The following is a 25994-nucleotide window of genomic DNA, read 5'->3' on the forward strand; positions in this document are numbered from 1 at the left end:
AGCGGTCCCCGGCGGGCGGGATGACGCTAGCACGCGGCGCGCGCGGGCTCACTTCCGGAGTGGGGCGATCGTCAACCGGCTCTGCGCGGCGGGGGCCTTGGCCGCGATCATCTCCGCCTTGGCTGCGAACTCGGCGTCACCGTAGGCGTGGGCGGCTAGGTCGTAGAGCGGCAAGGCTTCGCGGCTGGCGTCCTCGGGCTTGAGATCCTTGTACGGGAAGGCCGCCTCGTTGCCGACGAACTGCGCCAGATAGTCCAGGGCGACGCGGATCCCCTGCCCCTTGGGCCCCTTGTAGCCCCAGAGGTCGATGCCGACGCAGGGGCCAAGTTCGGCCATGCCGATCAGCGGCTCCAGCGCGAAGTAGCTGTAGTGCAGGGCCTTGGTCCGCGAGAGCTCCTCGGGCATGCGGCCGTCCGGCGCGATCTCGGGGTCAATGCGGCCAGGCCCAACGTTCGCCAGCACCTCGCGAGCCAGCTCAGGCCGACGGGCGAACAGGGCGAAGGTGGCCAGCTGATAGTCATACCAGAGACCGTGGTTGTTCTTGGCCGCGCGCTCTTCCTTGCCCGTCGGGGCGGTTTGCATCCAGTCGGCATAGGTGCCGAACCACGCTTCCAGGCCCTTTTCGTCGGCGGCGGTCAGCACCCCGGCGGGCGCCAGCACGCCCACCGCCTCGATCACCCGCAGCAGGCGATAGGTGTCCAGCACCCCTTCGGCTCGCCCCAGGGTGCGCCCCGGCACGCCTTGAGCATAGGTCATCGACGGGTTCATCCGCGTGACCGGGTCCAGGAACCATGTTCTCAGTAGGCGGGCCGCCTGGGCCGCATAGCGGGTCTCACCGGTGAAGTAGTAGGCCAGCGCCAGGGCCTCGACGGCGCCGCCCATGGCCTCCATGCGATTGGCGTCGAAGGCGTTGGTGTTCCGCTCCGGATTCACCTCGCCATCCCTCCGGATATAGGGCTCGCCGCTCGGCTGGGCCGGATCGGGCCACCAATAGGGACCCATCGAGATGTAGTCGCGCTTGTCGCCACTGGGGGGCGTTCGGCCCTTATCGACCACGCTGTAGACCGGTCCGGCGAGCGCTCGATCAGCCCGGGCCAGCAGGAGCTTGTAGGCGGGCGCCAAGGCCGGCTCGGACAGACGCGCCTTGGCGGCGGCCAGGGCCTGCGGTTTCCAGCGGAACGTGCGACGCCCGTCGAAGTCGCTGGCATAGCCCTGGTCGGCCCGGCACACCGGTTGCGCGCGCGCGTCGCTGGGGGGAACAACCGCCAGAAGCGTCACGAAACTCGCCGCGATCGCCATTGAAGAACGGATCATTCGAACGCCTCCCCGCCGTCAGTGCGCGGCTTGCAGGGACCATAACGCGCATACCGAAATTGGCCAGACCAAATGGGCGAAACTGGTCTTGGCGGTTGCCGAGGTTGCGATTTGTCCGGTACAGACAAACGCGAAGCGCTCGCAGATGGCGCAACGGAGGGGACGACGTCATGCGCGCCACCATCACCGCGATCGTCGCAGGCCTGACGCTGGCCGCAAGCACCACCGCCGCAACCGCTGCAACCAGTCCCCCCGCCGCCGAGCGCGCTGACGTCGCCGCCTCAGCCCTGACCCTGGGACGCGCGGTCGCCGACTGGCAGCTGCGCCACATGGACGGGCGGTTCGACTACGTTCAGACCCATCGCACCGGCACGCAAAACCCGCGCGGCTGGATCCAAGGCGCCTTCTACGCGGGCCTCGCCGCCTTCGCCGAGCGGACGGCCGATCCTGGCTATGCCCAAGCCCTGCGCGCCCATGGCCAGGCGCAGGACTGGGGCCTGGGCAAGCGTCCGCTGCACGCCGACGACCATGTCATCGCCCAGAGCTGGCTGTGGCTGCACGCCCGCGACCGCGCGCCCGGACAGATCGCCCCCGTCAAGGCCCGGTTCGACGCCATTCTGGCCGATCCGCCCCGCGCGGACCTGACCTTTATCGACGGAACCGAAGACCAGCCGTGTCAGGCCCGCTGGTGCTGGAGCGACGCCCTGTTCATGGCCCCGCCGACCTGGACCGCCCTGTCGATCGCGACCGGCGATCTGCGCTACGCCCGCTACGGCGATCAGGAGTTCTGGGCGGCGACCGACTGGCTTCTGGACAAGGAACACGGCCTCTATTTCCGCGACAGCCGCTATTTCGAGCGCCGCGACGCGCAGGGCCGCAAGATCTTCTGGAGCCGGGGCAACGGCTGGGCCTATGCCGGGATCGTCAACGTCCTGAAGACCCTGCCGGCCGACCATCCGTCGCGCCCGCGCTATGTGGCGCTGTTCAAGCGGATGTCGGCCAAGCTGGTCGCGCTGCAGAAGGCCGACGGCTACTGGTCGGTCTCCCTCCTGGCGCCCGAGAACAGCCCGCCCGAGACCAGCGGCACCGCCTTCTTCGTCTATGGCCTGGCCTGGGGCGTGAACCAGGGCCTGCTGAGGGACGCACGGTACGCCCGGTCGGCGCGGCGCGGCTGGGAAGGACTGGCGCGCGCGGTCGGGCCTGACGGCAAACTCGGCTGGGTGCAGCAGGTCGGCTACGCCCCCGACCACGTGGCGGCGGGCGACACCCAACTCTATGGCGCCGGCGCCTTCCTGTTGGCGGCCTCCGAGTTGTCACGCGGGCGCTTCTAAGACCTGACTTAAAAAATGGGCTGGCCGTCCGGTTGCTCCGGGGGCGGAAATCCGGTCCTCCTTCGTCATTGAGGCGAAGGCGCGCGCACAAGGTTGCGCCAAGGGCTTATGGGGCGAAATCAATGAGACGACATGCGGTGATGGCCGGAGCGGCCCTGGGCGTGGTGCTGGCCTTCGGAGCCTTGGGCGGCGCGATCGCCTCCGACCTCCCCTCGCCCGCGACAGCCTTCGCCCAGCCGATCGGCAGCGACTATTTCCTGGCCGACTACACCGCCTATGAGGCCTATCTGAAGGCGCTGGCGGCCAAGTCCGACCGGATGAAGCTGGTCGACATCGGCAAGACCGAGGAAGGCCGCACCCAGTGGATGGCGATCGTCTCCTCGCCCGCCAACCTGGCCAAGCTGGACCAGTACAAGGCCATCGCCCGCAAGCTGGCCAAGGCCGAAGGCGTCAGCGAGGCCGAGGCCCGCAAGCTGGCCGCCGACGGCAAGGCCGTGGTCTGGATCGATGCGGGCCTGCACGCCAACGAGACGGTCACCTCGCAAGGCCAGCTTCAGGTCATCCACCAGATGCTGACAGCGACCGACGCCGAGACCCAGCGCTTTCTGGACGACTGCATCATCCTGTTCGCGCACGACAATCCCGATGGGATGGAGATGATCTCCGACTGGTACATGCGCAACGAGGACCCGAAGAAGCGGGAGTTCAGCTCGCTGCCGCGCCTGTACCACAAGTACATCGGCCACGATAACAACCGCGACAGCTTCATGTCAGCCATGGCCGAGACGACCAACATCAATCGCCAGCTGTTCCGCGAGTGGTTCCCGCAGATCGTCTACAACCAGCACCAGACCGCGCCGAACGGCATGGTGGTGTTCGTGCCGCCGTTCCGCGATCCGGCCAACCACAACTATGACCCGCTGGTCATGACCATGCTGCAGGAAGTCGGCATGGCCATGCACAGCCGCCTGGTGGCCGAGGACAAGCCCGGCACTGGCGCGCGCAGCGCCGCCCCCTACTCCACCTGGCACAACGGGATGGAGCGCTCGATCGCCTACTTCCACAATTCCATCGGCCTCTTGACCGAGATCGCCGGCGGCCCGACCCCAGCGCAGATCAACCTGGTGCCTGACGTGCAACTGCCCAGCAACGACCGGCCCGCGCCGATCGCGCCGCAGACCTGGCGCTTGCAGCAGACGCTGGACTACCAGGCCAGCCTGAACCGCTCGGTGCTGGACTACGCCTCGCGCAACCGCGAGCGCCTGCTCTTCAATATCTGGAAGATGGGCGACAACAGCATCAAGCGCGGCGGCCGGGACACCTGGACGATCACCCCGACCAAGGTCGAGGCGCTGGCGGCGGCCGGCAAGGACAAGCCGCTGGCTGGAAGCCGGGGCGCGGTGGATCCGTCGCTTTACAAGGCCATCATGCAGGCGCCGGAGCAGCGCGATCCCCGCGGCTTCATTCTGCCCTCGGATCAGGCCGACATGCCCACCGTGGTCGCCTTCCTGAACGCGCTGATCAAGGCGGGCGTCGATGTCGAGGTCGCCGACAAGGCCTTCACCGTCGCCGGCAAGAGCTATCCCGCCGGCTCCTACGTCGTGCGCACGGCCCAGGCCTATCGCCCGCACGTGATGGACATGTTCGAGCCGCAGGACCACCCGCACGACACCGAGTATCCCGGCGGTCCGCCCAAGGCGCCGTATGACGTCACGGGCTACACCCTGGCCTACCAGATGGGCGTCAAGTTCGACCGGGTGCTGGACGCCTTCGAAGCCCCGACGACGCGCGTGCCCGACCTTATCAAGGTCGCGCCGGGCTCGGTGAAGGGCGCGGGCGGTGCAGGCTGGCTGATCAGCCACGAAACCAACGCCAGCTTCACCCTGACCAACCGCCTGCTGAAGGCCGGCGCCAAGGTCCAGTGGCTCAAGGACGGGGCCAAGGCCAGCGGCAAGACCTTCGGCGCCGGCGCGATCTGGGTCCCCGCCTCCCCCGCCGCCAAGGCGGTGATCGACAAGAGCGTCAAGGACCTCGGGATCGACGCGTTCGCCGTCGCCGCCAAGCCCTCGGGCGCCGCCATCGCGCTGAAGCCGATCCGCGTCGGCCTGGTCGACGTCTATGGCGGCTCGATGCCGTCGGGCTGGAACCGCTGGATGTTCGAGCAGTTCGAAGCGCCCTTCCAGGTGGTCTACCCGCAGCGTCTGGACGCCGGCGACATCGGCAAGGACTTCGACGTACTGGTCTTCGCCGACGGCGTGGTTCCGGCCCCGGCCGACGGTCCGTTCCGGGCTGGTCGCGGCGGTCCCCAGCCCAAGCCTGAGGACATTCCGGCCGAGTACCGCTCGTGGCTGGGGCGCGTGACCGACGAGAAGACCGTTCCGAAGATCGCCGAGTTCGTGAAAGGCGGCGGCACGGTCGTGGCCATCGGCGCCTCGACGCGCCTGGCCACCGCGCTGGGCGCGCCCGTCGAGGTGGCCACCGCCAAGACCGAGAACGGCCAGCTCAAGGCGCTCTCCAACCGCGAGCTCTATATCCCCGGCTCGATCCTGAGGGCCAAGGTCGATCCCAAGCAGCCCCTGGCCTATGGCTCGGGCGAGGAGGTCGACGTGTTCTTCGACCGCAGCCCGACCTTCACCATCAAGAGCGACGCCAAGGGGATTTCGCGGGTCTCTTGGTTCGACAGCGACAAACCGCTGCGAAGCGGCTGGGCGGTCGGCGAGGAGCGGCTGAAAGGCTCGACGGCGATGCTCGACATAACCCTGGGCAAGGGCAAGGTCTTCGCCTTCGGCCCCGAAATCACCCAACGCGCCCAGTCGTGGGGCACGTTCAAGTTCCTGTTCAACGGCCTGCTCTACGGGCCGGCGGTGAGCAAGAAGTAGGGTTGAAACAAGATCGGCGCCGGACGGGGACGTCCGGCGCCGAGTTCGTCTTGGGACGGTTGGAGTCGCACCAAGACTGCGGCCGCTCCGGCGGTTGGCGAAGACCGGAGCGACGATAGCCGTCGCCTGGGGCTGGACCTGGGTTGGCGACGACCCCATTGAGGGTGCGCAAGCCGCCCGCCCCGCTCATTGCGCCAGATCAAACACCCCCCAAAACGAAGTCGGCGCCGGAGGGGCAGCTCCGGCGCCGACAGATCGCGGCCCCTTAGATCAAGGGGGGAGGTAGACCCTCAGGGCGCGATCGCCTCCGCCCCGGGACGACGCGGATCGGCGCCGCCGAGGAACAAACCGTTTTCGATCATGATCGACTGGGCTGAGCCCATGGTCTCGTCCGAGGTTATCGGGTGGCCCATCGCCTTGAGGATGGCGACGGTGTCAGGATTGAAGTTCGGCTCGACGCGCAGGGTGTCACTGGCGTCCTGGAAGATGCGCGGCTGATGGGTGGCCTCGGCCACGTTCAGCTTGAAGTCGACGACATTGACGATGACCTGCAACACCGTGTCGATGATCGTGCTGCCGCCCGGCGTGCCGGTGATCAGCCACGGCTTGCCGTCCTTGAAGAGCATGGTCGGCATCATGGTCGACAGCACGCGCTTGCCCGGCTGCAGGGCGTTGGGCGGCGCGGGACCACCGGCCTTCTGAGCGCGCCACGCGGCTTCGTGGGCGTAGTTGTTCATCTGGTTGTTCAGCACGAAGCCCGCGCCCGCCACCATCACGCCCGAGCCGAAATCCGCGCCCAGGGTGTAGGTGTTGGAGACCGCGTTGCCCTCCGCGTCCGCGACCGAAAAGTGCGTGGTGTTGGGGCTTTCGAAGGCCCACGGATCGCCCGCGCCGAGCTGTTTGGCGGGCGTGGCCTTGTCGGGATTGATCAGCTTGGCGCGGGCCGCGCCATAGGCCTTGGACGTGAAGCCTTGCAGCGGAACCTTCACGAAGTCGGTGTCGCCCAGATACTTATAGCGGTCGGCATAGGCCATCTTCATGGCCTCGGCCTGCAGGTGCAGGGTCTTGCCCGAGCCCAGGCCCGTCGCCGTCAGGTCGAAGGTCTCCAGGATGTTGAGCATTTCCAGCAAGGTCGCCCCGCCGGCGCTGGCGGGCGGCGAGGTCTTGACCGTCAAGCCGCGATAGCTGCCGACGAGCGGCTGGCGGATCTCGGCCTTGTAGGAAGCCAGGTCCTCCAGGGTGATCAGGCCGCCGTGGACCTTCATGTCGGCGGCGAACCGTTTAGCGATCTCGCCGCGATAGAAGGCGTCGGCGCCCTTGTCGGCGATCTGGCGCAGAGACCAGGCCAGCTCGGGCTGCTTGAGGATTTCGCCGGCGCGGTAGAGCTCGCCGCCGGGCTTGTAGAAGGCCTTCTTGCCCGCTTCGCTCTCGGACAGGCGCTGCTTGCCCCAGCTAAAGACGAAGGCTTCGTCGGGTGTCAGCACAACGCCGTCGGCGGCGAGGCGATAGGCCGGCTCGACCACCTGTTTCCACGGCAGGCGGCCGTACTTCTGATGGGCGAGGTAGAGGCCCGCGACCGTGCCCGGGACAGTGGGCGCGCGGTAGCCGCGCGAGGCCACGTCGTCCATCTCCTTGCCGTTCGCGTCGACGAAGGTCTCGAGCTTGGCGGCCTTGGGCGCGGTCCCGCGATAGTCGATGAAGATCGTCTCGCCGGTCTTGGCCAGGTGGACCATCATGAAGCCGTCACCGCCGATATTGCCCGCGCGCGGCAGGGTCACGGCCAGGGCGAAGGCGGTAGCGACGGCGGCGTCCACGGCGTTACCGCCCTGGCGCAGGATGTCGGCTCCGACCTTGGTGGCGATGGCGTTCTGGCTGACCACCATGCCCCGCTCGCCCACCACCGGCGAGCGGATGCTGGGATACTCGAGTAGCTGCTTCTTCTGGGCCAGAGCCCCGGAAGAGACGAAGGGCGAAAGCGCCAGGGCGAACGCGGCCAGGCCGGTGGAGATAAGGCGGAAAGGCTTCACGACGCCCTCTTTGGGTGGTCTTGAACAACGACCCGACCTTCCCGGCGAACGCCGGGACCCAGATCATAGGCTGTGCTTGAGCCGCGCTTGACGCCTCAGAGCCCTACGATCTGGACCCCTGTGTTTGTCGGGGAGACCGGACGAGTGGAGCGAACTAGAACTTCTTGGTGAGGTTCATGTACCAGTAGCGACCCGTGGCGTTGTGCAGGGCGCCCGAGTAGCCGAAGTTCGACGCCGACAGCGGCGGATCCTTGTCGAACGCGTTTCGCACGCCGACCCGGACCGTCGAACCGTCGAACATGCCGTCCTTGAACGCGTACTGGCCGTAGAAGCTGACCGTCGTCCAATCCTTGATCGGGAAGTACTGGCCGTTCACCTGGGCCGGGCCGGTGTCATAGACCTCGCCGACATAGCTGACGAACGCGCCCGCGCCCCAGCCGTCCTTGCGCCACGAGACGCTGGCGGTGCCGCGGAACTCGGGGAAGCCGTCGAACTGGATCTGGTTGCCGGCGCTGGCGATCGTGATGCCGGGCAGCTTGCCGGCCGCGACCGCCTCTTGCAGCAGGCTTTCGATCGCGCTGGGCGCCTGATCGTACTTCAGGAGCTTGGCGACGTTGATCGACAGGCCAAAGTCGCCCCAGGCCGTGTCGTCCAGATCGTAGTCGAGGCTGAAGTCAGCGCCCTGCACCATGCGCGGCTGCAGGTTCGAATAGGTGTCGCTGATGTAGGCGATATTGCCGACCGTGGCCGTTCCCACCGGCGCGTCGCGGACGACGTTCGGGTTGGAAGAGCCGCTCTGGCGCAGCAGCCAGTCATAGGCGATCTGGTTATAGCCGCCCAGGATGCCGACGATATTCTTCTCGCGGATCGACCAGAAGTCGCTGGTCAGGGTCAGCTTGCCGAACTGCGGCGGGATGAAGGTCGGCTGATAGACGAAGCCGATCGTGGCGTTGTCGGCCTCTTCCGGCTTCAGGTTCTTGTTGCCGCTACGCACTTCGATCGTGCTGGCGCTCGGGCAGGTGGTGACCGTCGGCGTGTTGATCCGGCAGGCGGCGAAGTCGGTGCGGGTGTTCGAGACCGTCGTGCCGTCGCTGTAGAACTGCGGCAGGTTCGGCGCGCGGAAGCTCTGGGACACCGAGCCCCGCAGCGCAAAGCCGTGGCCGACCTTCCAGTAGATCGCGCCCTTGGGCTTCAGCACGTTGCCGAAGTCGGAATATTCCTCGTCGCGCGCGGCGATCTGCAGGCTGATCTCTTCGACGAACGGGATGTTCATCTCGGGCGAGATGATCGGCACGGCCAGTTCGAAGAAGGCCGAGGCGACCGAGCGGTCGGCCTTGACGTCCGGCGCGCCAGAAGCGCCCATCACGTCGGTGCCATAGGTCACGCCCGTGACGCTGTTGGTGTACTTGATCGTGCCGTCCAGGCGCTTGTCGCGGTCGTCGAGATAGGTCTCGCGACGCCACTCCACACCGCCGGCGAAACCGACGTCCCCGGCCGGCAGGGTGAAGAGGTCTTTCTTGGAGATCTTGAAGTCGGCCAGGGTCAGCGAGGTCTCGCTGATCCGATAGACGTTGATCAGGAACGAGTTGATCGTCGCGCGGTCGTTGGGCGTGCCATCGCCCAGCGAGTAGTTGGGCTGGCTGCCGCCGTTGAATGGGTTGTAGGCGGTCGCGTCCGTGCGGTTCACAGCCGCCTGGAAGGCGGTGTTGCTGATCGCGTCGTGCGTCATGTCCTTGGTGCGGGCCTTGGAGTACAGCAGCGCCGAATCCCACTTCCAGCCGTTCCACGCGCCCTTCAGCCCGCCCAGCAGGCGGTAGCTGTCGTCCGTCACCGTGTAGGTGCGCGGACCGGTGTCGACCGGGCGGTAGGTCGTGATGTTCATCGCGATACCGGTGGTCGGCACGCCGGTCAGGTTGGCCAGACGGTTGGGGCTAGTCGTCGGGCCGAAGGGATTCCAGTAGGCGTTCGCCGCGATGCTGATCGGCGCGGTGCTGAGCGGGGCCGACTGCTCGCGGCTGCCGGTGAACAGGGCGTGATAGTAGCCCGCCTCGCCATAGGCGGTGATGTCGCCGAAGTCGTGCTCGACCGTCGAGAACAGGTTGGTGCGCTCGACGCCGCCCTTCAGGGTGCGGTCGGGGTTTTCGTCATAGCGCAGCACGCGGCTGTTGGCCCCGGTGATCGTGCCGGAGCGGATGCAGAGATTGCCCGTAAGCACCGTGCTGGAGCAGCCCGCCGCCGTGTTGCTGGTCGGCTCGATATGGAAGACGCCCGAAGTCGTCAGCGCCGTCGTCCCTTGGCGCACCACGGTGGTCGCCGGGATCAGGGTGAACGAACCCCAAGGGCTGGAAGTCGAGCGGCTGTCGAAGGTGGTGTTGTCCACCCAGGGGGTGTTGGCCACTTGCGGGCGGTGATCTTCGCTGGCCGAGTAGTCGCGTTCCGACGCCATCAGGCGGCTGCGACCCGTATAGTTGCCGAAGAAGGTCAGGCGCGTGCCGTCTTCCAGACGCGTGCCGGCCTTCACGTTGAACGAGCCCTCGCGGTAGCTCGTGCCTTCCGAGCCGCCGTACTGGGCCGACATCTGCAGGCCGCGGAACTTGGTGTCGAGCACGGTGTTGACCACGCCCGCCACGGCGTCGGCGCCATAGATGGCCGCAGCGCCATCGCGCAGCACTTCCACCCGCTTGACGCCCGCGACGGGGAACGCGTTGGTGTTGACGGTCTGCACCGGCACCAGGTTCTCGGTCTGAGTGCCCGGCGCCAGCACGGCGCGGCGGCCGTTCAGCAGGGCCAGGGTGTTGCCGGTGCCCAGACTGCGCAGGTTCAGCGAAGCCACGTCGCCGCGCGCGTCATTCAGATTGCCCGTCGTCCGGGCTTCCTGGAACTGGACATCACCGGCCTGCGGGATCGCGCGGAAGAGCTCGTCGCCCGAGACGGCGCCGGTGGCGATGATTTCTCTTTCGCCGACGACGGTGACCGGCAGGGCCTCGGTCGTGCGTGCGCCCTCGATCTGTGAGCCGACGACAACCACTGCTTCAACGACCTGGGCCTCTTCACTCGTCGCGCCGGCCCCCGCGCTGGCGGACTGGGGGCGTTCGGCCTGCGCCTGGCGCAGCGTGATGGTCTTGCCGTCGTCCGACTGCACGACCAGGCCGGCGGCCTTGGCCAGGCGGGCCAGAGCGTCGGCGTCGACCAGATCGCCGGTCACAGCCGGGGTCTGCTTGCCAGAAGCCGCCTCAAACGGGAACAGCACCTGCTTGCCCGATTGCTTGGCGAAGGTCTGCAGCGCGGTCACCGCGTCGCCGGCCGGAATGTTGAACGTGCGGCGGGCGTCTTGCGCCAGCGCCGGGCCAGCCAGAACCAGGACGGCGGCCGACGCCATCAGGAAGCCGCGAACCGCGCGGCGACGAGTGTTGGTGCTCATTTTCTTATCTACCCCTCGGGACGCCCTCCATCCCCATGGAGGACCGCCTTCGAAGGATCGACGCACGCATGTCGGGTTTCCGCCAGTGGCGACGGAACTTTTTTAGCCGCAATCTCACCGGGCGAGAGATCTATCCCTTGCGCGACAACCGGATGTCGCCGTCGCCATCCGCCGAGGCCTTAACCGGGAAGGCGCTGGTGACGGCGTCGACGAAGCTGAGGGGCTCTGTCGTCTGGAAATAACCGGCCAGACGCAGGCCGGCGATCGAGGGATCAACGATCCGCACCTGCTGGCGATTGTAGCGATTGAACTCGGCCACAGCCTGCTCCAGCGACTGGCCGTTCAGCGCGATCGCGCCCTGGCGCCAGGCCAGAACCCGATCAATCTCGCCCTCGGAAATCGCCCGAGCGCGGCTTCCGGTGGAGGTATAGACAGCCGCGACGCCGGCCTTCAGGCGCAGCTCGTCCTTGGGCTCGGCGGGCTGCGGATCGAGCGCGACGGCGCCCTTCTTGACGGTCACGCTGGCCCCGTCGCCGCGCAGGCGCACCGCCAGCTCGGAAACGCCGTCGGCCTGCAGGACCGCGTCGTTGGCGCGCACCACGAAGGGCCGCGCGTCGCTGGCCGCCTCGAACACGGCCTCGCCGCGCACGAGGCGCACCTCGCGCAGGCCGCGCCGATAACGGACCACGACCTTGCTGTCGGTGTTCAGCTCGATGCGGCTGTTGTCGCTCAGCACCACGACGCGGCGCTCGCCTATGGCCGTGGCGTAGGCCGTACCGCCGCCGAAGGTCGTCACGCCGGCGACCGACAAGGCCAGCACCGCCGCCGCCGCCATCCCCCGCGCCCAGGTCGATTGGCCAAGGCGCGACAACACCGGACGCCGCTCGGGCGCCAGCAGGTCACGATCCAGCCGCTCGGCCGACGGCCGCATGGCGCGCAGGCGCGCAAGCCGCGCCCAGGCGGCGGCCTCGCGTTCGAAGGCGGCTTCGTGTTCGTGGCTTTCGTCGCGCCAGGCCTCGAAGGCGGCGCGGTCGGCGGCGGAACACGCAGCGTCGTCAAGCCGGACCACCCAGAGGGCGGCGGCCTGCCTCACCGCTTCGCGTCGTGATCCCGTCTCGCGCTCCATGAGCGTCCTTCGTCGACCTTACTCTTACGCCCGATACGTCGTCCCAACTTGTCGGAACAGTACCGAAGACCCTTCACCAAATGCTTCTCGACAGTAGAGACGGACAAACCCAGCCGAACCGCTATCTCGTCCGGCGAGAGACTGTAAACTTTTCTCAACGTGAAGACGCGTCGGCACTGGGTCGGCAGCTCGGCGATCGCGTCGGCCAGCAGGCGCAGCTCCTCGCGTGATTCGAGCACGGCGTGGGCGCTGGGCGCCTCGTCCAGCGGCTCGATGCGGTCGAAGTCGGCCACCGCCGTGATGGTCAGCACCTTGCGGCGACGCAGCGCATCCAGCGCGCAGTTGCGCAGGATGCGGGTCGCGAATGCGCCCGGATTGCCGATCTCGCGCCAGGTTTTGCAGGCGATCGCGCGAGCGAAGGCCTCGTGCACCAGGTCCTCCGGATCGGTCTGGCCATCGCGGCAGAACTGCCGGGCATAAGCCAGCAGATCCGGCTCCAGCGGCAGGATTTCCCGCCGGAACCAGGCGCGCCTGTCGTCGTCTTCTTGCGCCATCAACGCTCCCCTCAAGCTTCACCGAAGCCGAAAGGGCGGCCGATGGCAACCCGGCGATGGCCCATCGCCGGGCGCCAAACGAACTTCGCCTAGTCTTCGAGCCGGTTGTGGCGCGTGTCCTTGAGGAACAGACCGCCGACCACCGCCGTGATCCCGGCGATGATCACCGGGTACCAGAGGCCTGAATAGATATCCCCCGTGGCCGCCACGATCGCGAAGGCCGTCGTCGGCAGGAAGCCGCCGAACCAGCCGTTGCCGATGTGATAGGGCAGCGACATCGCCGTGTAGCGGATCCGGGTCGGGAACAGCTCGACCAGCATCGCCGCGATCGGGCCGTAGACCATGGTCACGTAGATCACCAGCAAGGCCAGCAGGCCCACCACGGCGGGCCTGTTGACCAGGGTCGGATCGGCCTTGGCCGGATAGCCGGCGGCCCTGAGCTGGTCGCCGAGATCCGCCTCCCAGGCCTTGCGCGCGTCGGCGAAGGCCTTGCCCGTGGCTCCCTGGGCGTCGAGGCCGTTCAGGGTGACCCCGCCGACCTGAACCGTGGTGGGCGTTCCCGCTGGCGCGGCCTGGACGCTGTAGCTGACGCCGGCCTTGGCCAGATAGGCCTTGGCCACGTCGCAGGGGGTGTTGAACTTGGCCTTGCCGATCAGGTCGAACTGGAAGGCGCAGGTGGCCGTATCGGCCGTCACGACCACCGGCGCGGTGGCCTCAGCCTTGGCCAGCACCGGATTGGCGTAGGTGGTGATCGCCTTGAAGATCGGGAAATAGGTCAGCGCCGCCAGCAGACAGCCCAGGATGATGATCGGCTTGCGGCCGATCTTGTCCGACAGCCAGCCGCAGATCACGAAAAACGGCGTGCCGATCAAGAGCGCCACGGCCACCAGGGTGTTGGCCAGGGCCCCGTCCAGCTTCAGGGTCTTTTCCAGGAAGAACAGGGCGTAGAACTGGCCGGTGTACCAGACCACCGCCTGGCCCATGGTCAGGCCCACCAGGGCCAGCAGCACGATCTTCAGGTTGGGCCAGTTGCCGAACGCCTCGGCCAGCGGCTTCTTGCTGCCCTTGCCCTCGGCGATCATGCGCTCGAAGGTAGGGCTCTCGTGCAGCTTCAGGCGGATCCACAGCGACACGCCCAGCAGCAGCAGCGACACCAGGAACGGAATGCGCCAGCCCCAGGCCTTGAACGCCTCCTCGCCCAGCTGGATGCGGGCGGCCAGGATCACCGCCAGCGACAGGAAGAGGCCGATGGTCGCCGTCGTCTGGATCCAGCTGGTATAGAAGCCGCGCTTCCCGGGCGGGGCGTGCTCGGCCACATAGGTCGCCGCGCCGCCGTACTCGCCGCCCAACGCCAGGCCCTGCACCAGGCGCATCAGCACCAGGGCGATCGGCGCGGCCACGCCGATCTGGGCGTAGGACGGCAGAAGGCCCACGACAAAGGTCGAGACCCCCATCAAGAGCATGGTGATCAGGAAGGTGTTCTTGCGCCCCCACAGGTCGCCCAGCCGGCCGAAGATCAGCGCCCCCAGCGGCCGGATCGCGAAACCGGCGGCGAAGGCCAGCAGGGCCAGGATGAAGCCCGTGGTCTCGTTGACGCCCGAGAAGAAGTGGCTGGTGATGATCGGCGCCAGCGAGCCGTAGAGATAGAAGTCGTACCACTCGAACACCGTGCCGAGCGACGACGCCCCCACGACCATCGTGTCGCGCCCCTTGCCCGGAGCGGCCTGGCTTTCAGCCCCCATACGCCTTCCCTTCCCTCATCAACGCCGCATGTGGTCTGCGGTCGCCCCAACGGCGAGACCCTAGCTCAGCGAACGGGAGTCTTGCGATGGGGAATTATGGTAGCGGTCACTTTTTTCGCGACAACGCGCCGCACCTCGGTATTTGAGGCGGCGCAACCGGCATGGCGTCCTGACATGCGACGAGACGAGGGTCTCGCCCACACAGGAGTTCAGAATGAACGTCTCCAGCCTCTCCACTGTCGCGTCGCTCTATGCCGCCCGCCCTCCGGAAGCCCTGGAACGGGGTCCCGAGCGCGACGGCGACACCGATGATCGCGCCAAGGTCCCAGCGCCCAAGGCGACCCCGGCCGCCGGAACCGGTTCGCGGGTCGACACCTGGGCCTGACAGGTCCGTGTGATCGGTGACATCGCGGCCCGACATCCCCCAATCGGGCCGCGAACCGTTCCACGCGACGCCGTCGACGAGATCGCCCAAGTCGCGCTAAGCATCGGCATCCCGTTCGATGCCGTGAGCGCCTCCATGACTTCTTCGATCCCTGGCCGCCGAGCGATCCTGGCTGGCGTCGCAGCCTTGGCGACCCTGGCGCTGTCAGCGTCCCCCGCCCTCGCCGCCGGCAAGCCGCGCGTGGCCATCCAGACCGACAAAGGGACCATCGTCGTCGAGCTGGAGGACAAGAAGGCCCCGATCACCTCGGAGAACTTCCTGCGCTATGTCGACAAGCATCGCTTCGACGGCGGCCAGTTCTTCCGCGCCAACCGGGCCAAGGGCGCGCCGGGCCAGGGCTCGATCCAGGGCCAGCCCAAGCCCTATTCCCGCCGCGCCCCGCCGATCGCCCACGAGAGCACGCTGAAGACGGGCCTCAAGCACAAGGCCGGCGCCATCTCGATGGGCCGCGACGCCCCCGGCAGCGCCACCGCCGACTTCTTCATCTGCGCCAGCCCCCAGCCCTATCTCGACGCCAAACCCGGCAAGAGCGACGCCGCCCAGGGCTACGCCGTCTTCGGCTATGTCGTCGAAGGCATGGACGTCGTGAAGAAGATCCTCAGCGGCCGCACGGACGGCCCGACCAACGTCCCGTCGATGAAGGGCCAGATCCTCAACCCGCCGGTGAAGATCATCAGCATGAAGCGGATGTGATGTCTAAGGCGCCTGCCGCGCGCCCTACTCGGGCTTGGGCAGCGCCTTGGCCGCGATGAAGTCCAAGACCGCTTCGCCATTGGGCGAGCCTGGCGTCACGATGTCGAAGTGATTGGCCTTGTCGGGACGCAGCACCTCGATTTGATCGCCGCTGGCGCGAACGGCGCTGTTATAGGACTGCATCAGACCGCCTAGCTCAGCTTCCACGGCCAGCTGCCGGACTCCCAAAGGCAGATGGTTGGCCGGCGAGGCCAGGTTGTAGGCCTCCGGCCTTTCGTCGGGCGACCCGCCCATGAACGGCGCGATCACCGGCGCGCCGCAGAACTGGGTGTCGATCCCAACCAGCGGCGCCAGGGCCGCAGGGCCATCAATCGCCACAACGCTGGCCGGTTTGACAGCGGTCTTCGACCAGGGCGCGGGCAGCCGCGAGCGCGACGCCGCCCACAGCGCCAGATGCGCTCCGGACGAGTGGCCGACGATCACCACGCGCGACAGGTCCAGCTGATGCTCGGCGGCGACCCCGGCGAGCTTGTCGATCGCCCCCGCGACATCCTCAAAGGTGCCCGGCCAACCACCGCCCTGATCGCCGAGCCGTCGGTATTCGATGTTCCAGGTCGCAAAGCCGCGCTTGCCCAGCGCCTCGGCGAAGGCGGACATGCTCAGGCGATTGTCGAAATCCGCGCGCCAGCAGCCGCCATGAATGACCACCGCCACGGGAAACGGTCCCTGGCCCGCCGGCTTGCGCAGGTCGGCGACCTGCTGCGCCGCGGCGCCATAGGCGATGGACGCCGCCGGCGGGCCGGCCTTGACCCCCACGGTCTTGTAGACCGTCTGCGGATCCTGCGCGCCTTGGGCGAAGGCGCTGTTGGCGACGAGGGCGGCGGCCGCGACGGCGATAAGGAGATGGCGCATGGCGATATCGAGCCGTTGAACGCCTCGCCTGTCAACGGCGGGGCGGGCGAAGCGACGCCCTGAGGCGGATCGCCGTGGCCGCCGGGAGCATCGGCATCGGCGCGGCGCCGGTCCAGGCCGAAAACGACGCCGCGAGGCGCTTCTATCTGCGGTGTGCGGGGCTCGAGGACGATCCGGAATAGAGCCGGACGCTGGACCTGCCGATTGAGACGGTGGTGGCGGCGTTTGGGTAGGTGTGTGTCGGCGTTGACTTAGAGGGGATTACAGGCAGGTTCGCTTGCTCGCCCCCTCATAATAAAAGCATGTGTTGCCAACTGGTCGAGACCCAACCGGGTGGGATGACGAGCGCAACACTGGACGGAGGCTGAACGCTGGAGCCTTGATACTCACTTTCGAGATGCAAACGGATCAGCTAGCGTCGTCGTGAGGAGAATGCGGTGCCCAACTCTGTAGAGACGACAAAACTTCGCGACGGTCGGGTCGCCTGCTGGTCAATCATGACTGGAATGAAGGTCTCCGACTACATTGCGCTAGTCGAAGGCGCGTACAATAAGCGCGGAGGCCTCAAAGGGCAGCGCGAGCCGCTGAAGACGACGACGGGACGCCGTATCCGCGCGCGCATGGTGGAAGACATCAAGCGCGGTGCCGTCTTGCCACCAGTAGTAATCGGGGTTGTAATCACCGACGAATTCGATGCCATTGCAGCGCAATCGCCGGACGAAATCATCGGCCGCGTCACGAAAGACTGGATCGATGCGATTTCCATTATCGACGGAATGCAACGCACAACCGCACTGATGGACGCTGTCGACGCCGATGATAGCGTCGCCGAACAGGCAGTGAGGGTCGAATGCTGGCTCGCCGAGAGTACCGACAGCCTTATCTACCGCATGTTGGTACTCAACACGGGTCAGGTGCCGTGGAACATCAAGCGGCAACTACTAGTTATCTATGCTCCTCTGGTCGAAGAGATGAAGCAACATGTTGAATTCGAACGACTGCTTAGCCTCGACAAGTCTGAACGCCGGTTCAGGGGGGGCGAATTCAGCGCCGACAGCTTGGTCGAGGCCTATCTAGCGTTCGGCATTCGCCGCACAGAAATCGACACCCAGGAGACGCTAGCGGACGAATTCTCGCGCCTCGACATCGCTGAGGCGATCGCCTCTAAAAAGTATGATCGGTTTTTCTATCCGATAGTTCAGATTTTAGTGAATATCGATAAAGCCTTCTCGCGGCTTGAGGCGTCAGATCAGGAGGGAGCCGACGAGGCGGCTAGCTCCAAGTTCATGATCGGTCGCAATATCTTCGATAGCCAACCGGCGAGGATCGGCTTCGTTGTAGCCTGCGCTCTGCATGTGCTGGGCAGACTTGGAATGGACAAGGCCGAGGGTGAGAGCGACATAGCTCTCGCTCAACTGCAAACCGATGCTGGCGAGCTCGTGAAGCGGCTAGAGATTATGACGCCTGAGGACCTCGTAGCATTCCTTGAATTGGACGTTCTGCGGGAAAAACTAGGCGGCCAGAAGCGGTCGGCCGTTGGTCGATATGAGCGGGCGTTTTTCGAGACCGCCTTCAAAGTACTTATTGAAACGAACTTTAAGGTTCCGTCCATGGGGGTCTGCTGGAGAGCTTGATGTGGCGCGAAATCGGATCGCCATGAGTTCAGCTCTCTTTGGGCGGCTGACGGACTTTGCTGCGCAGGCGGGAGACCCCGTAGCCAGTCCGGACGCTGGGCGCTGGATCGCCCGCAAAGACGACGAGGACGCGGCCTTGATGGCGAATGCCAAAGCTGAGGCCAGGATCGTGACGCGTCAGATCCGTCTCGTTCGCATCGAGCATGAAGATCAGCGCTACTTCTGCACCTTTGGTCTACCTGAGCCTGAAGCTACACCGCCAGATCTCGAAATAGTCGACGCGACCCCCGGGATTTTCACTATTGCAGTGTTAGAGGCTCAGGTCCGCCCGCCGATGAGCGTGACAGCTGCTGAGATCAAGCAAGCTCTTGACGAACGCTATAGGGACGAGGCCGGCTATGAAGGCCATGAGTTAGCGGATATTGAGCAACTGTTTCCGCCGCTGCTCGTCTATCGTGCGGTCGCGGGTGCCGACTATCACACGATCACGGATCGGGTGCTTGGAGCGATCTTGGCGCGAACGTATTTCGATGGCCCTATCTCGTTGGAGCCCGATACCGTCGCGGCATTGACTGAAATCTTTGAGGCAGATTCCGCCCTAATCCCATTTCGCAATCTCGTGCAGGGGGTCCTGGCGATTTCTTGGGAAAACCTCTTCCTTGAAGTGTATCGCTGCATCGAGCAGCTTTACGGCATGAAGCGGTTTAGTGCGCTCAAGGCGATACTCAACTTTGCGGCATCACCTCGAGATCTTGCCAAGACGCTTGAGGACCAACTGGCTTGGCGACCGAAGGAAGCAGAGGCGTTCACGGCTCTGGCAGTCCTTTGCGAGCAGGGTCTGATCTCAGCCGTCTGCAGAGACTTGGCGATCGAGGCGGACGACCATCACAAACGATGTTCGAAGCTAGTTGAGTTGCTCTATGGGCTTCGCAACATCATCGTTCACTACAGGCCGGCGAATGAGACGGTAGAAATGGCAGATGCCAAATGGAACGTCATCATCCGCGGCATGCTCGCGATTGTCGCGCAACTCTACAACGAGCATGCCGATGAATTTTTTGGCGCCACGGCCTAGAACCGCGTCCGCTTCCAAAAAGTAGCCCCCCCTACGCCACCGCCCCAAACGGCGCGACCACCGCTTCCGGCTTCGGCGCCGGGCAGTGCTTTTCCAGGAACTCGCCATGGCTCGGCAGGCCCGCCACCTGGGCCGCCAGGATCGGGGCGGACTGGTCCAGGGTCTGGGTGATGACCTCGTAGGGCACGGTGTCGACCAGTTGCTGGTAGCGGCGCGGGCGCACGCCCATGCCTTCCATCACCGACTGCCAGGACGGGTTGCGGAACATGTCGTCGACGCCCTCGCGCAGCACCCCCTGGGCCTGGAACAGGGCCATGCGCTCTTTCAGGCTGTCGGGGATCGGGGCGTTGCGGACGTCGCGCCAGAACGGGGTGTCGTCGCGCTGGGTCGTGCAGTAGTGCAGCACGATGAAGTCGCGAATTTCCTCGTAGTCGGCGGTCATGCGGCGATTGTACTCGGCCGCCAGGGCCGGGTCGAAGTCGCGGTCGGGCATGAACCGCAGCAGGAAGTCCATGCCGCGATAAATGAGGTGCAGGGCCGTCGACTCCAGCGGCTCGATGAAGCCGCCGGCCAGGCCCACGGCGACGACGTTCTTGTCCCACAGGCGCCGGCGCATGCCGGTCTTGAAGGCGATGAACATCGGGTTCATCAGCATTTGGCCTTCGACGTTCTTCACGAGGGTGGCGCGGGCCGCATCGTCGCTGAGATGGCGTGAGCTGAACACATAGCCGTTGCCGGCCCGGTGCTGCAGCGGGATACGCCAGCGCCAGCCGGCGTCCTCGGCCTTGGAGACCGTGTAGGGGTGCGGCGCGCCGACGTTTTCGGTCTGCACCACCACGGCGCGGTCGCACAGCAGCATGTCCGACCAGTCGTTGAACGGCACATCCAGGGTCTTGCCGATCAGCAGCGACCGGAAGCCGGTGCAGTCGATGAAGAGGTCGCCCTCGACCTCGCGGCCGTCCTTCATGATCACCTTGGCGACCGAGCCGTCGGGGTGGGTGACCACGTCGGTGACGATGCCCTCGGTGCGCTTGACGCCCCGAGCCTCGGCGTAGTCGCGCAGGAACTTGGCCACCAAGCGCGCGTCGACATGCAGGGCGTAGCTGGCGCCGGCGATCAGGGTGCGCTGGGCCTTGATGGGCGGAATGAACTTCCACTGATCGGCCATCACCGTGCCGGGCGCGAAGTCCTGCAGGTTGGAGGGATGGCCGTTGGCCTTGGCCCGCAGCCAGCACTGATAGAACTCGTGCGGGCCGATCGGGCCGCCGATGGCGCCGAAGGGGTGGTAGTAGCGCTCACCTTTCTGCTTCCAGTCCTCGAAGCGGATGCCCAGCTTGAAGCTGGCCTGGGTGGCCTGGATGAACTCGCGCTCGTCGACGCCCAGGCTGGCCAGCAGTTGCAGGAACGGCGGGATGGTCGACTCCCCGACCCCGATGGTGCCGATCTCCTCGGACTCGACCAGCTCGACCGCGCAGCCGCCGTTCTGGAAATAGTGGCTGAGCATCGCCGCCGAGATCCAGCCGGCCGAGCCGCCGCCGACGATGACGATCTTGCGAAGCGCGTTGGGGTGCGTGGTGGTCATGGGGGGTGTCCTACTCCGCTGCGCTGGGGGCTTGGGCCGGCGCGGCACGACAGTACTGATCCAGGAACGCCTGATGCGGCGGAGCCGAGGCGACGACCTCGCGCACGGCCTTGCGCATTTCCGACAAGGGGGCGCTCAGCGCCTTGGGGTCGACGCCGTCCAGGCTGGGATCGACCGCCTTGGGCAGCATCTCAAAGCCCGCATAGATCGCCATCCAGCTGGGCGGGGCGAACATCTCCCAGCGATAGCGCACGAAGTGGCCGCGCCCGAGGAAGAGATCGATCTTGCGCTGCAGCGTGTCGGGCAAGGTCACGGCGTTGCAGTCGCGCCAGAACGCCGTGTCGCCCCTCTTGTTGGCCCAGTAGTGCAGGATGATGAAGTCGCGCACGCGCTCCATCTCGCGGCGGGACCAGTCGTTGAACTCGTCGGCCAGCTCGGGCGCGAAGTCACGGTCCGGGAACAGCGCCTTGATCTTCTCGATGCCCGTCTCGATGAGGGCGATCGAGGTGCTCTCCAGCGGCTCGAGGAAGCCGGACGCGAGGCCCAGAGCGATGACGTTCCTGTTCCAGACCTGCTTGCGGCGGCCGGGATTGAAGCGGATCAGGCGCGGTTCGTGCAGCAGCGGATCGGGCACGGCGGCCTTCAGCTCGGCCAGGGCGTCCTCGTCGCTTATGTGGCGCGAGGAGAAGACATAGCCATTGCCGTAGCGGTGCTGCAGCGGGATGCGCCAGCGCCAGCCGGCGCTGTGGGCGGTGACGTCAGTATAGGGCGGCGGATCGCCCTGCCCTTCACTCTGCACGGCCCAGGCGCGGTCGCAGAACAAAAGATCGCTCCACGACTCGTAGCCGGTGTGCAGCGCCTCCTCGATCAACAGGCCCCGGAAGCCCGAGCAGTCGATGAAGAGATCGCCCTCGATGCGCGCACCGCCTTCCAGGTCCAGCGAGGCGACGAAGCCGTTTTCGGGGCGCAGATTGACCTGGGTGATCTTGCCCTCGACCCGCCGCACGCCGTTGTCCTCGGCCACCCGGCGCATCAGTTGGGCGAACAGGCCCGCGTCGAAGTGCAGGGCCCAGTCGAAGACCGACAGGGTCGAGGTCGGGTTGCGCGGCGGGGCCATGAACTTGCCGGCGGCGGCCAGCGACGCGCCCAGCGAATAGTCGGCGATGTCGCTCGGCTCGCCCGCCTGGGCGAGCTTGCGCCAATAGTGATGGAACGGAACGCCGCGCAGGTCCTGGCCGAAATGGCCGAAGGGGTGGATGAACGACTGTCCCTCGCGCAGCCAGCCGTTGAAGCGGATGCCCAGCTTGCAGGTCGCTTGCGTCGCCCGCATCACCTCGATGTCGGACAGGCCCAGCTGCTGGTAGAAGCCGCGAATGGTGGGGATGGTCGCCTCGCCGACGCCGACCGTGCCGATGTCCTCAGACTCGACCAGCGTGATCTCCAGCGGACCGCCGTGGAAGTGCCGCCGCAGCGCCGCAGCCGCCATCCAGCCGGCGGTGCCTCCGCCGACGATCACCAGCTTGCGGATACGATGGTCCTGCATGGTCGCTCCCGGTTCCGGCTCTGTGTCCGGCTTGTCTTCAGGCTAACGGTTGCCGCCCGAGGCGGACAGGCGCCGTCTCCCCAAAAAATTGGCCGCCGTGGAGAACCACGGCGGCCGCAGGAGGTGAGAGGGGGAGGCTTGAGCGTGGCCGCCACGCTCAAGCCTGTTTCAGGTCAAGCCTACCAGCGCGCGCGGATACCCAGCGTGTAGCGGGGCTCGAACTCGTTCTGGTTGGCGTACTGGGTCTGACCCTTGGCGAAGCGGAGGTAGTAGTCCTCGATCTCGCCAGTGACGTTCGACCCGTTGAAGTAGACGGTGACATTGTCGCGAACGTTGTAGCTGACGTTCACGTCGACATAGCCGGTGGCCTTCTGCATGACCGGGATGACCGCGTTGCCGCCGCCGCCCATCGTGCCCGACAGACGGTCGGTCCGGTAGTTGTAGGCCACGCGGGCCTGCAGCTTGTCGTCCTGGTACCAACCCACCAGGTTGAACTGGTGCTTGGAGTTGTCGAAGAACGGGATCTCGTCGCCCGCGAGGTCCAGACGGCTCTCGTGGCTGGGCGAGTAGGTGTAGTTGGTGTCCACACCGAAGTTCGAGATCACGCCCATGTCGGGCAAGACGTCGCTGAGCGCGATCTTCGCGCCGACTTCCAGACCCTTCACCGAACCGCCGTCGCCCTGGACGGGCAGGCTGACATTGACGGTGCGGCGGATGACGCCGTCCTGGTCGGGGAAGCGGCCCGTGGTGGTGCCGCCGGTCACGAAGCTGTCGATCTTCAGCTGGAAGGCCGAGACGTTCAGCATCGAGGCGCGACCGAAGTAGTACTCGATGGCGCCGTCGAAGTTCGAAGCGCGCCACGGATCCAGGTTCGGGTTGCCCGAGGCGCTGGCGCCGGTGACGCAGCGGACGTTCGGCAGAGCCGCGCCGCAGTCGGCCGTGAAGATCGACAGACCGCCGCCATAGTTACCCAGATCCAGCGGTTGCATGGTCTTGGCGTAGGCGAAGCGGAACTTCCAGTTGTCGTTGAAGTCGTAGACCGCGTTCAGCGACGGCAGCCAGTCGGTGTACTTGCGCTTGCTGACCGAGTCGCCCGCGTCGGCGTTGGTGTCGCCGTAGTTGCGGGTGTCGCCCGTGAGGTTCTGCTTCACGTTCAGTTCGGTCTGGATCACGCGCAGGCCGAAGTCGCCGTGCAGGTTGCCGATCTCGAAGTTGGCCGCGCCGTAGGCGCTCTGCACCTTCATCGTCACGTCGTAGGTCTGGCCCGGGACGGTGACGCGGATGGCGCCGCCGAAGACCTTCTTGTGGAAGGCTTCCGCGTCGTCGAAGTCGCGCGGATCGATGGCCCAGAAGCCCGGGATGCCCGAGGTCACGCCGCCCAGATCGTCGACCCACAGCACGTTGTTGTAGGTCGAGAGCTTGGTCGGACGGTTGACCGTATAGCCTTGGAACACCGGCTTGCCGGTGATCGGATCGGGCACGAACTCGCCGGCCTGGCACTGGTTCTGGCTCATGACGACGTCGATGGCCTTCCACTGGGCCTCGCAGCCACCGGCCGGAACCGGTTGGCCATTGGCCTGCACGGCGCCGGGGACGCCGCCGTAGAAGCCCGAGAACAGGTGGAACTGCTCGACGCTGACCGAACGGTCGCTCTGGCGAACGCCGGCGTCGATCTTGGTGATGAAGCCCAGGAACTTGTCGTCGAAGCGGTAGTGGCCCTCGGCGCGGAACACGTTCATGTCCGAGCTGACTTCGTTATTGCCCTCGGACGAGAACGCGCCGATCGCGTAGCTGTCCTTGTTGGCCATATAGTCCTTGAGCGACTTGCCCGCGCCCAGACCGCCGGTGATCGGACGGTCGAAGCCGCTCCACACCGGGTGATCGCCGCTGATGTTGTAGTGCAGCTGCGGGTTCTGGCCGTAACCCAGCGGGTTCGGGTTCAGGTAGCAGCCGCCGGCGCTGCCGACGACCGAGTTGCTGCGCTGCGCCGCCGGATACTGGTCGCAGATCCCCTTCGGATAGAAGGTGCCGCGCGTGCGGTCGTTGGCGTCACGGAACAGGTTGAAGCGGTTCGGACCATACTGCCAGTTCGACAGGTCGCCCTGGGCTTGGCCGTTCATGCTGAGACGATCGCCGCTGGCGCGGATGGCGCGGACTTCCGAGGTGAACGGACCGCCGTTGTCGTACTTCAGTTCGAGGTTGTAGTTCTTCGACTCCGACTTGGTGGTGCGGTTGACCGAGAACGAGTTCACCCACCAGGCGTCGATGTCGTACTCGTCGACAGCGACCCACGGACGGCCGTTGGCCGGGCTGTTGACGCCCGTGGCCTGAGAAACCGTCGGCTTGGTCCAGACGCCGAACGCGCCGCCGTCCCAGCGGTTGGAGATGTTGATGCCCGCGCCGCGGTTGTACTCGTCGAGCTTGGCGTAGAAGCCTTCGGCGATCAGGGTGAAGCCTTCGCCCAGGTCAGCCTGGAACGAGGCGTTGACGCCCAGACGATCGCGCTCGACCACGCGGTTGAAGCTTTCGAAGCCGTGCGGCGAGACGAAGTTCGTCGCGGCCGAACCGCCCCAGTCGTTGTTGCCCGACAGACCGACGACGCCCGAGGAGTTGTTGCCCAGGTTGGCCTTGCTGGCGGCGGCCGACAGCATCAGGCCGACGCGGTCATTGCGCCAGTTCAGGACGCCGTTCAGCAGGTAATCGTCTTCCTTGGTGCGCTCGCCGCGCTGGGCTTCGGCCGCGCCGGTGACCGTGAAGCCGTTCTTGAAGTCGAACGGACGACGGGTCTTCAGGTCCAGCGTGCCCGAGATGCCCGACAGGGCGTTGCGCGGGTTGGTCGACTTGTAGACCAGCACCTGGTTCATCAGCTGCGAGGGCACGTCCAGCAGGTTCGGCTGGGCCGAGCCCATGTTGCCGGCGCTGAGATACTGTTCGCCGTTCAGCAGAGTGATGACCTGGGCCAGGCCGCGGATGTTGACCGTCGCGCCTTCACCAGCGTTGCGCTGGATCTGCACGCCCGAGATGCGCTGCAGCGAGTCGGCGATGGTGACGTCCGGCAGCTTGCCGATGTCTTCGGCCGAGATCGCGTCGACGATCGCGGCTTCCTTGCGCTTCAGATCAACCGATTTCAGTTGCGAGCCGCGGACGCCGGTGACGACGATCTCCTCGACTTGCGTGTCGCCGGCCGCCTGCTGGGCGAACGCCCCGCTGGTCAGGGCCAGTTGCGACGCGCCGGCGACCAGCGCCAGCGTCAGTCCGCGCTTGAGCACGGATTTTCTTGCTTCCTGTGACAATTGCTCGCTCCCCAGAGTGTTCGTTCTTATTGGCCGCTCGACCGCGCCTCGGGCCGCCGCTCTGTGGGCGGCTGACGAGACCCGGTGAGGCTTTGCTGGCTTGCCCAGCCGCGTGTCCCGCGACTGTCCAAATCCCTCGGCGGCCCCGGCGCCCGGACGTCCGATTCCAGCCCCGCGCCTTCACCGAACATCGTCACAATCTGGAAATGTCCCAACCAAGTCAACATAAATGTCAACGTTGTCATTCCTGCCCGACAAGGATTTCAGCGCATCCAGAACTACGCCACAGCCTTGGCCACAAGCGATGATAACGCTACCACTAATAGAGAGGAGACGATATCAATCACTGTTTTTATTAGACTTTTTTCCTTCGCTTAGTACAGGCAAAGCCCTGAGAAACAAGCCCTCTGGACACCCCATCCG

At 66.1% G+C, this 25994-nt stretch carries 15 protein-coding genes and 1 pseudogene; 6 read left to right on the forward strand and 10 right to left on the reverse strand.

The features are described from left to right. Window positions 1-48 precede the first annotated feature (48 nt). On the reverse strand, window positions 49-1314 hold the full coding sequence (locus tag ACT53N_RS13060) for an alginate lyase family protein (RefSeq protein WP_476064304.1): 1266 nt from the start codon (window positions 1312-1314) through the stop codon (window positions 49-51). A gap of 170 nt (window positions 1315-1484) precedes the next feature. Between ACT53N_RS13060 and ACT53N_RS13065 the strand changes: the two genes are divergently transcribed. Both ACT53N_RS13065 and ACT53N_RS13070 read left to right on the forward strand, forming a co-directional pair. Further along, a complete protein-coding gene (locus ACT53N_RS13065; protein WP_476064305.1) occupies window positions 1485-2645 on the forward strand; it encodes a glycoside hydrolase family 88/105 protein in 1161 nt (386 codons plus the stop codon). A 32-nt stretch (window positions 2646-2677) separates the two neighbouring features. Next, window positions 2678-5524, forward strand: coding sequence for a M14 family metallopeptidase (locus ACT53N_RS13070; RefSeq protein WP_476064306.1), 2847 nt, complete (start codon window positions 2678-2680; stop codon window positions 5522-5524). A 290-nt stretch (window positions 5525-5814) separates the two neighbouring features. Here ACT53N_RS13070 and ggt read toward each other — a convergent pair. The 5 genes and pseudogenes from ggt to ACT53N_RS13095 all read right to left on the reverse strand — a co-directional run. Next, window positions 5815-7702: pseudogene (ggt, locus tag ACT53N_RS13075) on the reverse strand (gamma-glutamyltransferase); the annotation flags it as partial. 3 nt (window positions 7703-7705) lie between these two features. Beyond that, window positions 7706-10972: a TonB-dependent receptor gene (locus ACT53N_RS13080; RefSeq protein WP_476064307.1), complete on the reverse strand. Its 3267-nt coding sequence runs from the start codon at window positions 10970-10972 to the stop codon at window positions 7706-7708. A gap of 130 nt (window positions 10973-11102) precedes the next feature. Further along, window positions 11103-12098, reverse strand: coding sequence for a FecR family protein (locus tag ACT53N_RS13085; protein WP_476064308.1), 996 nt, complete (start codon window positions 12096-12098; stop codon window positions 11103-11105). Further along, the gene (locus ACT53N_RS13090; RefSeq protein ID WP_476064309.1) at window positions 12062-12655 is read right to left on the reverse strand and encodes an RNA polymerase sigma factor; all 594 of its coding nucleotides are present in this window, start codon (window positions 12653-12655) and stop codon (window positions 12062-12064) included. The genes ACT53N_RS13085 and ACT53N_RS13090 overlap by 37 nt, the downstream gene beginning before the upstream one ends. Before the next feature lie 86 nt (window positions 12656-12741). Continuing rightward, complete coding sequence (locus ACT53N_RS13095) at window positions 12742-14394, reverse strand: MFS transporter (RefSeq protein ID WP_476064310.1); 1653 nt, start codon at window positions 14392-14394, stop codon at window positions 12742-12744. A gap of 214 nt (window positions 14395-14608) precedes the next feature. Between ACT53N_RS13095 and ACT53N_RS13100 the strand changes: the two genes are divergently transcribed. Continuing rightward, window positions 14609-14779 (forward strand): hypothetical protein, encoded by a 171-nt coding sequence (locus tag ACT53N_RS13100; RefSeq protein ID WP_476064311.1) that lies wholly within the window; start codon window positions 14609-14611, stop codon window positions 14777-14779. Window positions 14780-14914: 135 nt separating this feature from the next. Then, entirely contained in the window at window positions 14915-15532 is a 618-nt protein-coding gene (locus ACT53N_RS13105; RefSeq protein WP_476064312.1) for a peptidylprolyl isomerase, read from the forward strand. Window positions 15533-15556: 24 nt separating this feature from the next. Here ACT53N_RS13105 and ACT53N_RS13110 read toward each other — a convergent pair whose 3' ends face one another. Then, on the reverse strand, window positions 15557-16444 hold the full coding sequence (locus ACT53N_RS13110) for an alpha/beta fold hydrolase (RefSeq protein ID WP_476064313.1): 888 nt from the start codon (window positions 16442-16444) through the stop codon (window positions 15557-15559). Window positions 16445-16881: 437 nt separating this feature from the next. Between ACT53N_RS13110 and ACT53N_RS13115 the strand changes: the two genes are divergently transcribed. Together ACT53N_RS13115 and ACT53N_RS13120 are read left to right on the forward strand one after the other, a co-directional pair. After that, complete coding sequence (locus tag ACT53N_RS13115; RefSeq protein WP_476064314.1) at window positions 16882-18078, forward strand: hypothetical protein; 1197 nt, start codon at window positions 16882-16884, stop codon at window positions 18076-18078. A 22-nt stretch (window positions 18079-18100) separates the two neighbouring features. Beyond that, window positions 18101-19153 carry a hypothetical protein gene (locus ACT53N_RS13120; RefSeq protein WP_476064315.1) on the forward strand — a complete coding sequence of 351 codons (1053 nt, stop codon included), beginning with the start codon at window positions 18101-18103 and terminating at the stop codon, window positions 19151-19153. 31 nt (window positions 19154-19184) lie between these two features. On the opposite strand, the gene ACT53N_RS13125 is transcribed toward ACT53N_RS13120, so the two are convergent. The 3 genes from ACT53N_RS13125 to ACT53N_RS13135 form a co-directional block, all read right to left on the reverse strand. Beyond that, on the reverse strand, window positions 19185-20735 hold the full coding sequence (locus tag ACT53N_RS13125; RefSeq protein ID WP_476064316.1) for a tryptophan halogenase family protein: 1551 nt from the start codon (window positions 20733-20735) through the stop codon (window positions 19185-19187). A gap of 10 nt (window positions 20736-20745) precedes the next feature. After that, the gene (locus ACT53N_RS13130; RefSeq protein WP_476064317.1) at window positions 20746-22278 is read right to left on the reverse strand and encodes a tryptophan halogenase family protein; all 1533 of its coding nucleotides are present in this window, start codon (window positions 22276-22278) and stop codon (window positions 20746-20748) included. Window positions 22279-22457: 179 nt separating this feature from the next. Then, the gene (locus ACT53N_RS13135) at window positions 22458-25571 is read right to left on the reverse strand and encodes a TonB-dependent receptor (protein WP_476064318.1); all 3114 of its coding nucleotides are present in this window, start codon (window positions 25569-25571) and stop codon (window positions 22458-22460) included. Between the last annotated feature and the right edge of the window lie 423 nt (window positions 25572-25994).

The sequence above is a fragment of the Caulobacter sp. DMC95 genome (assembly GCF_056313785.1).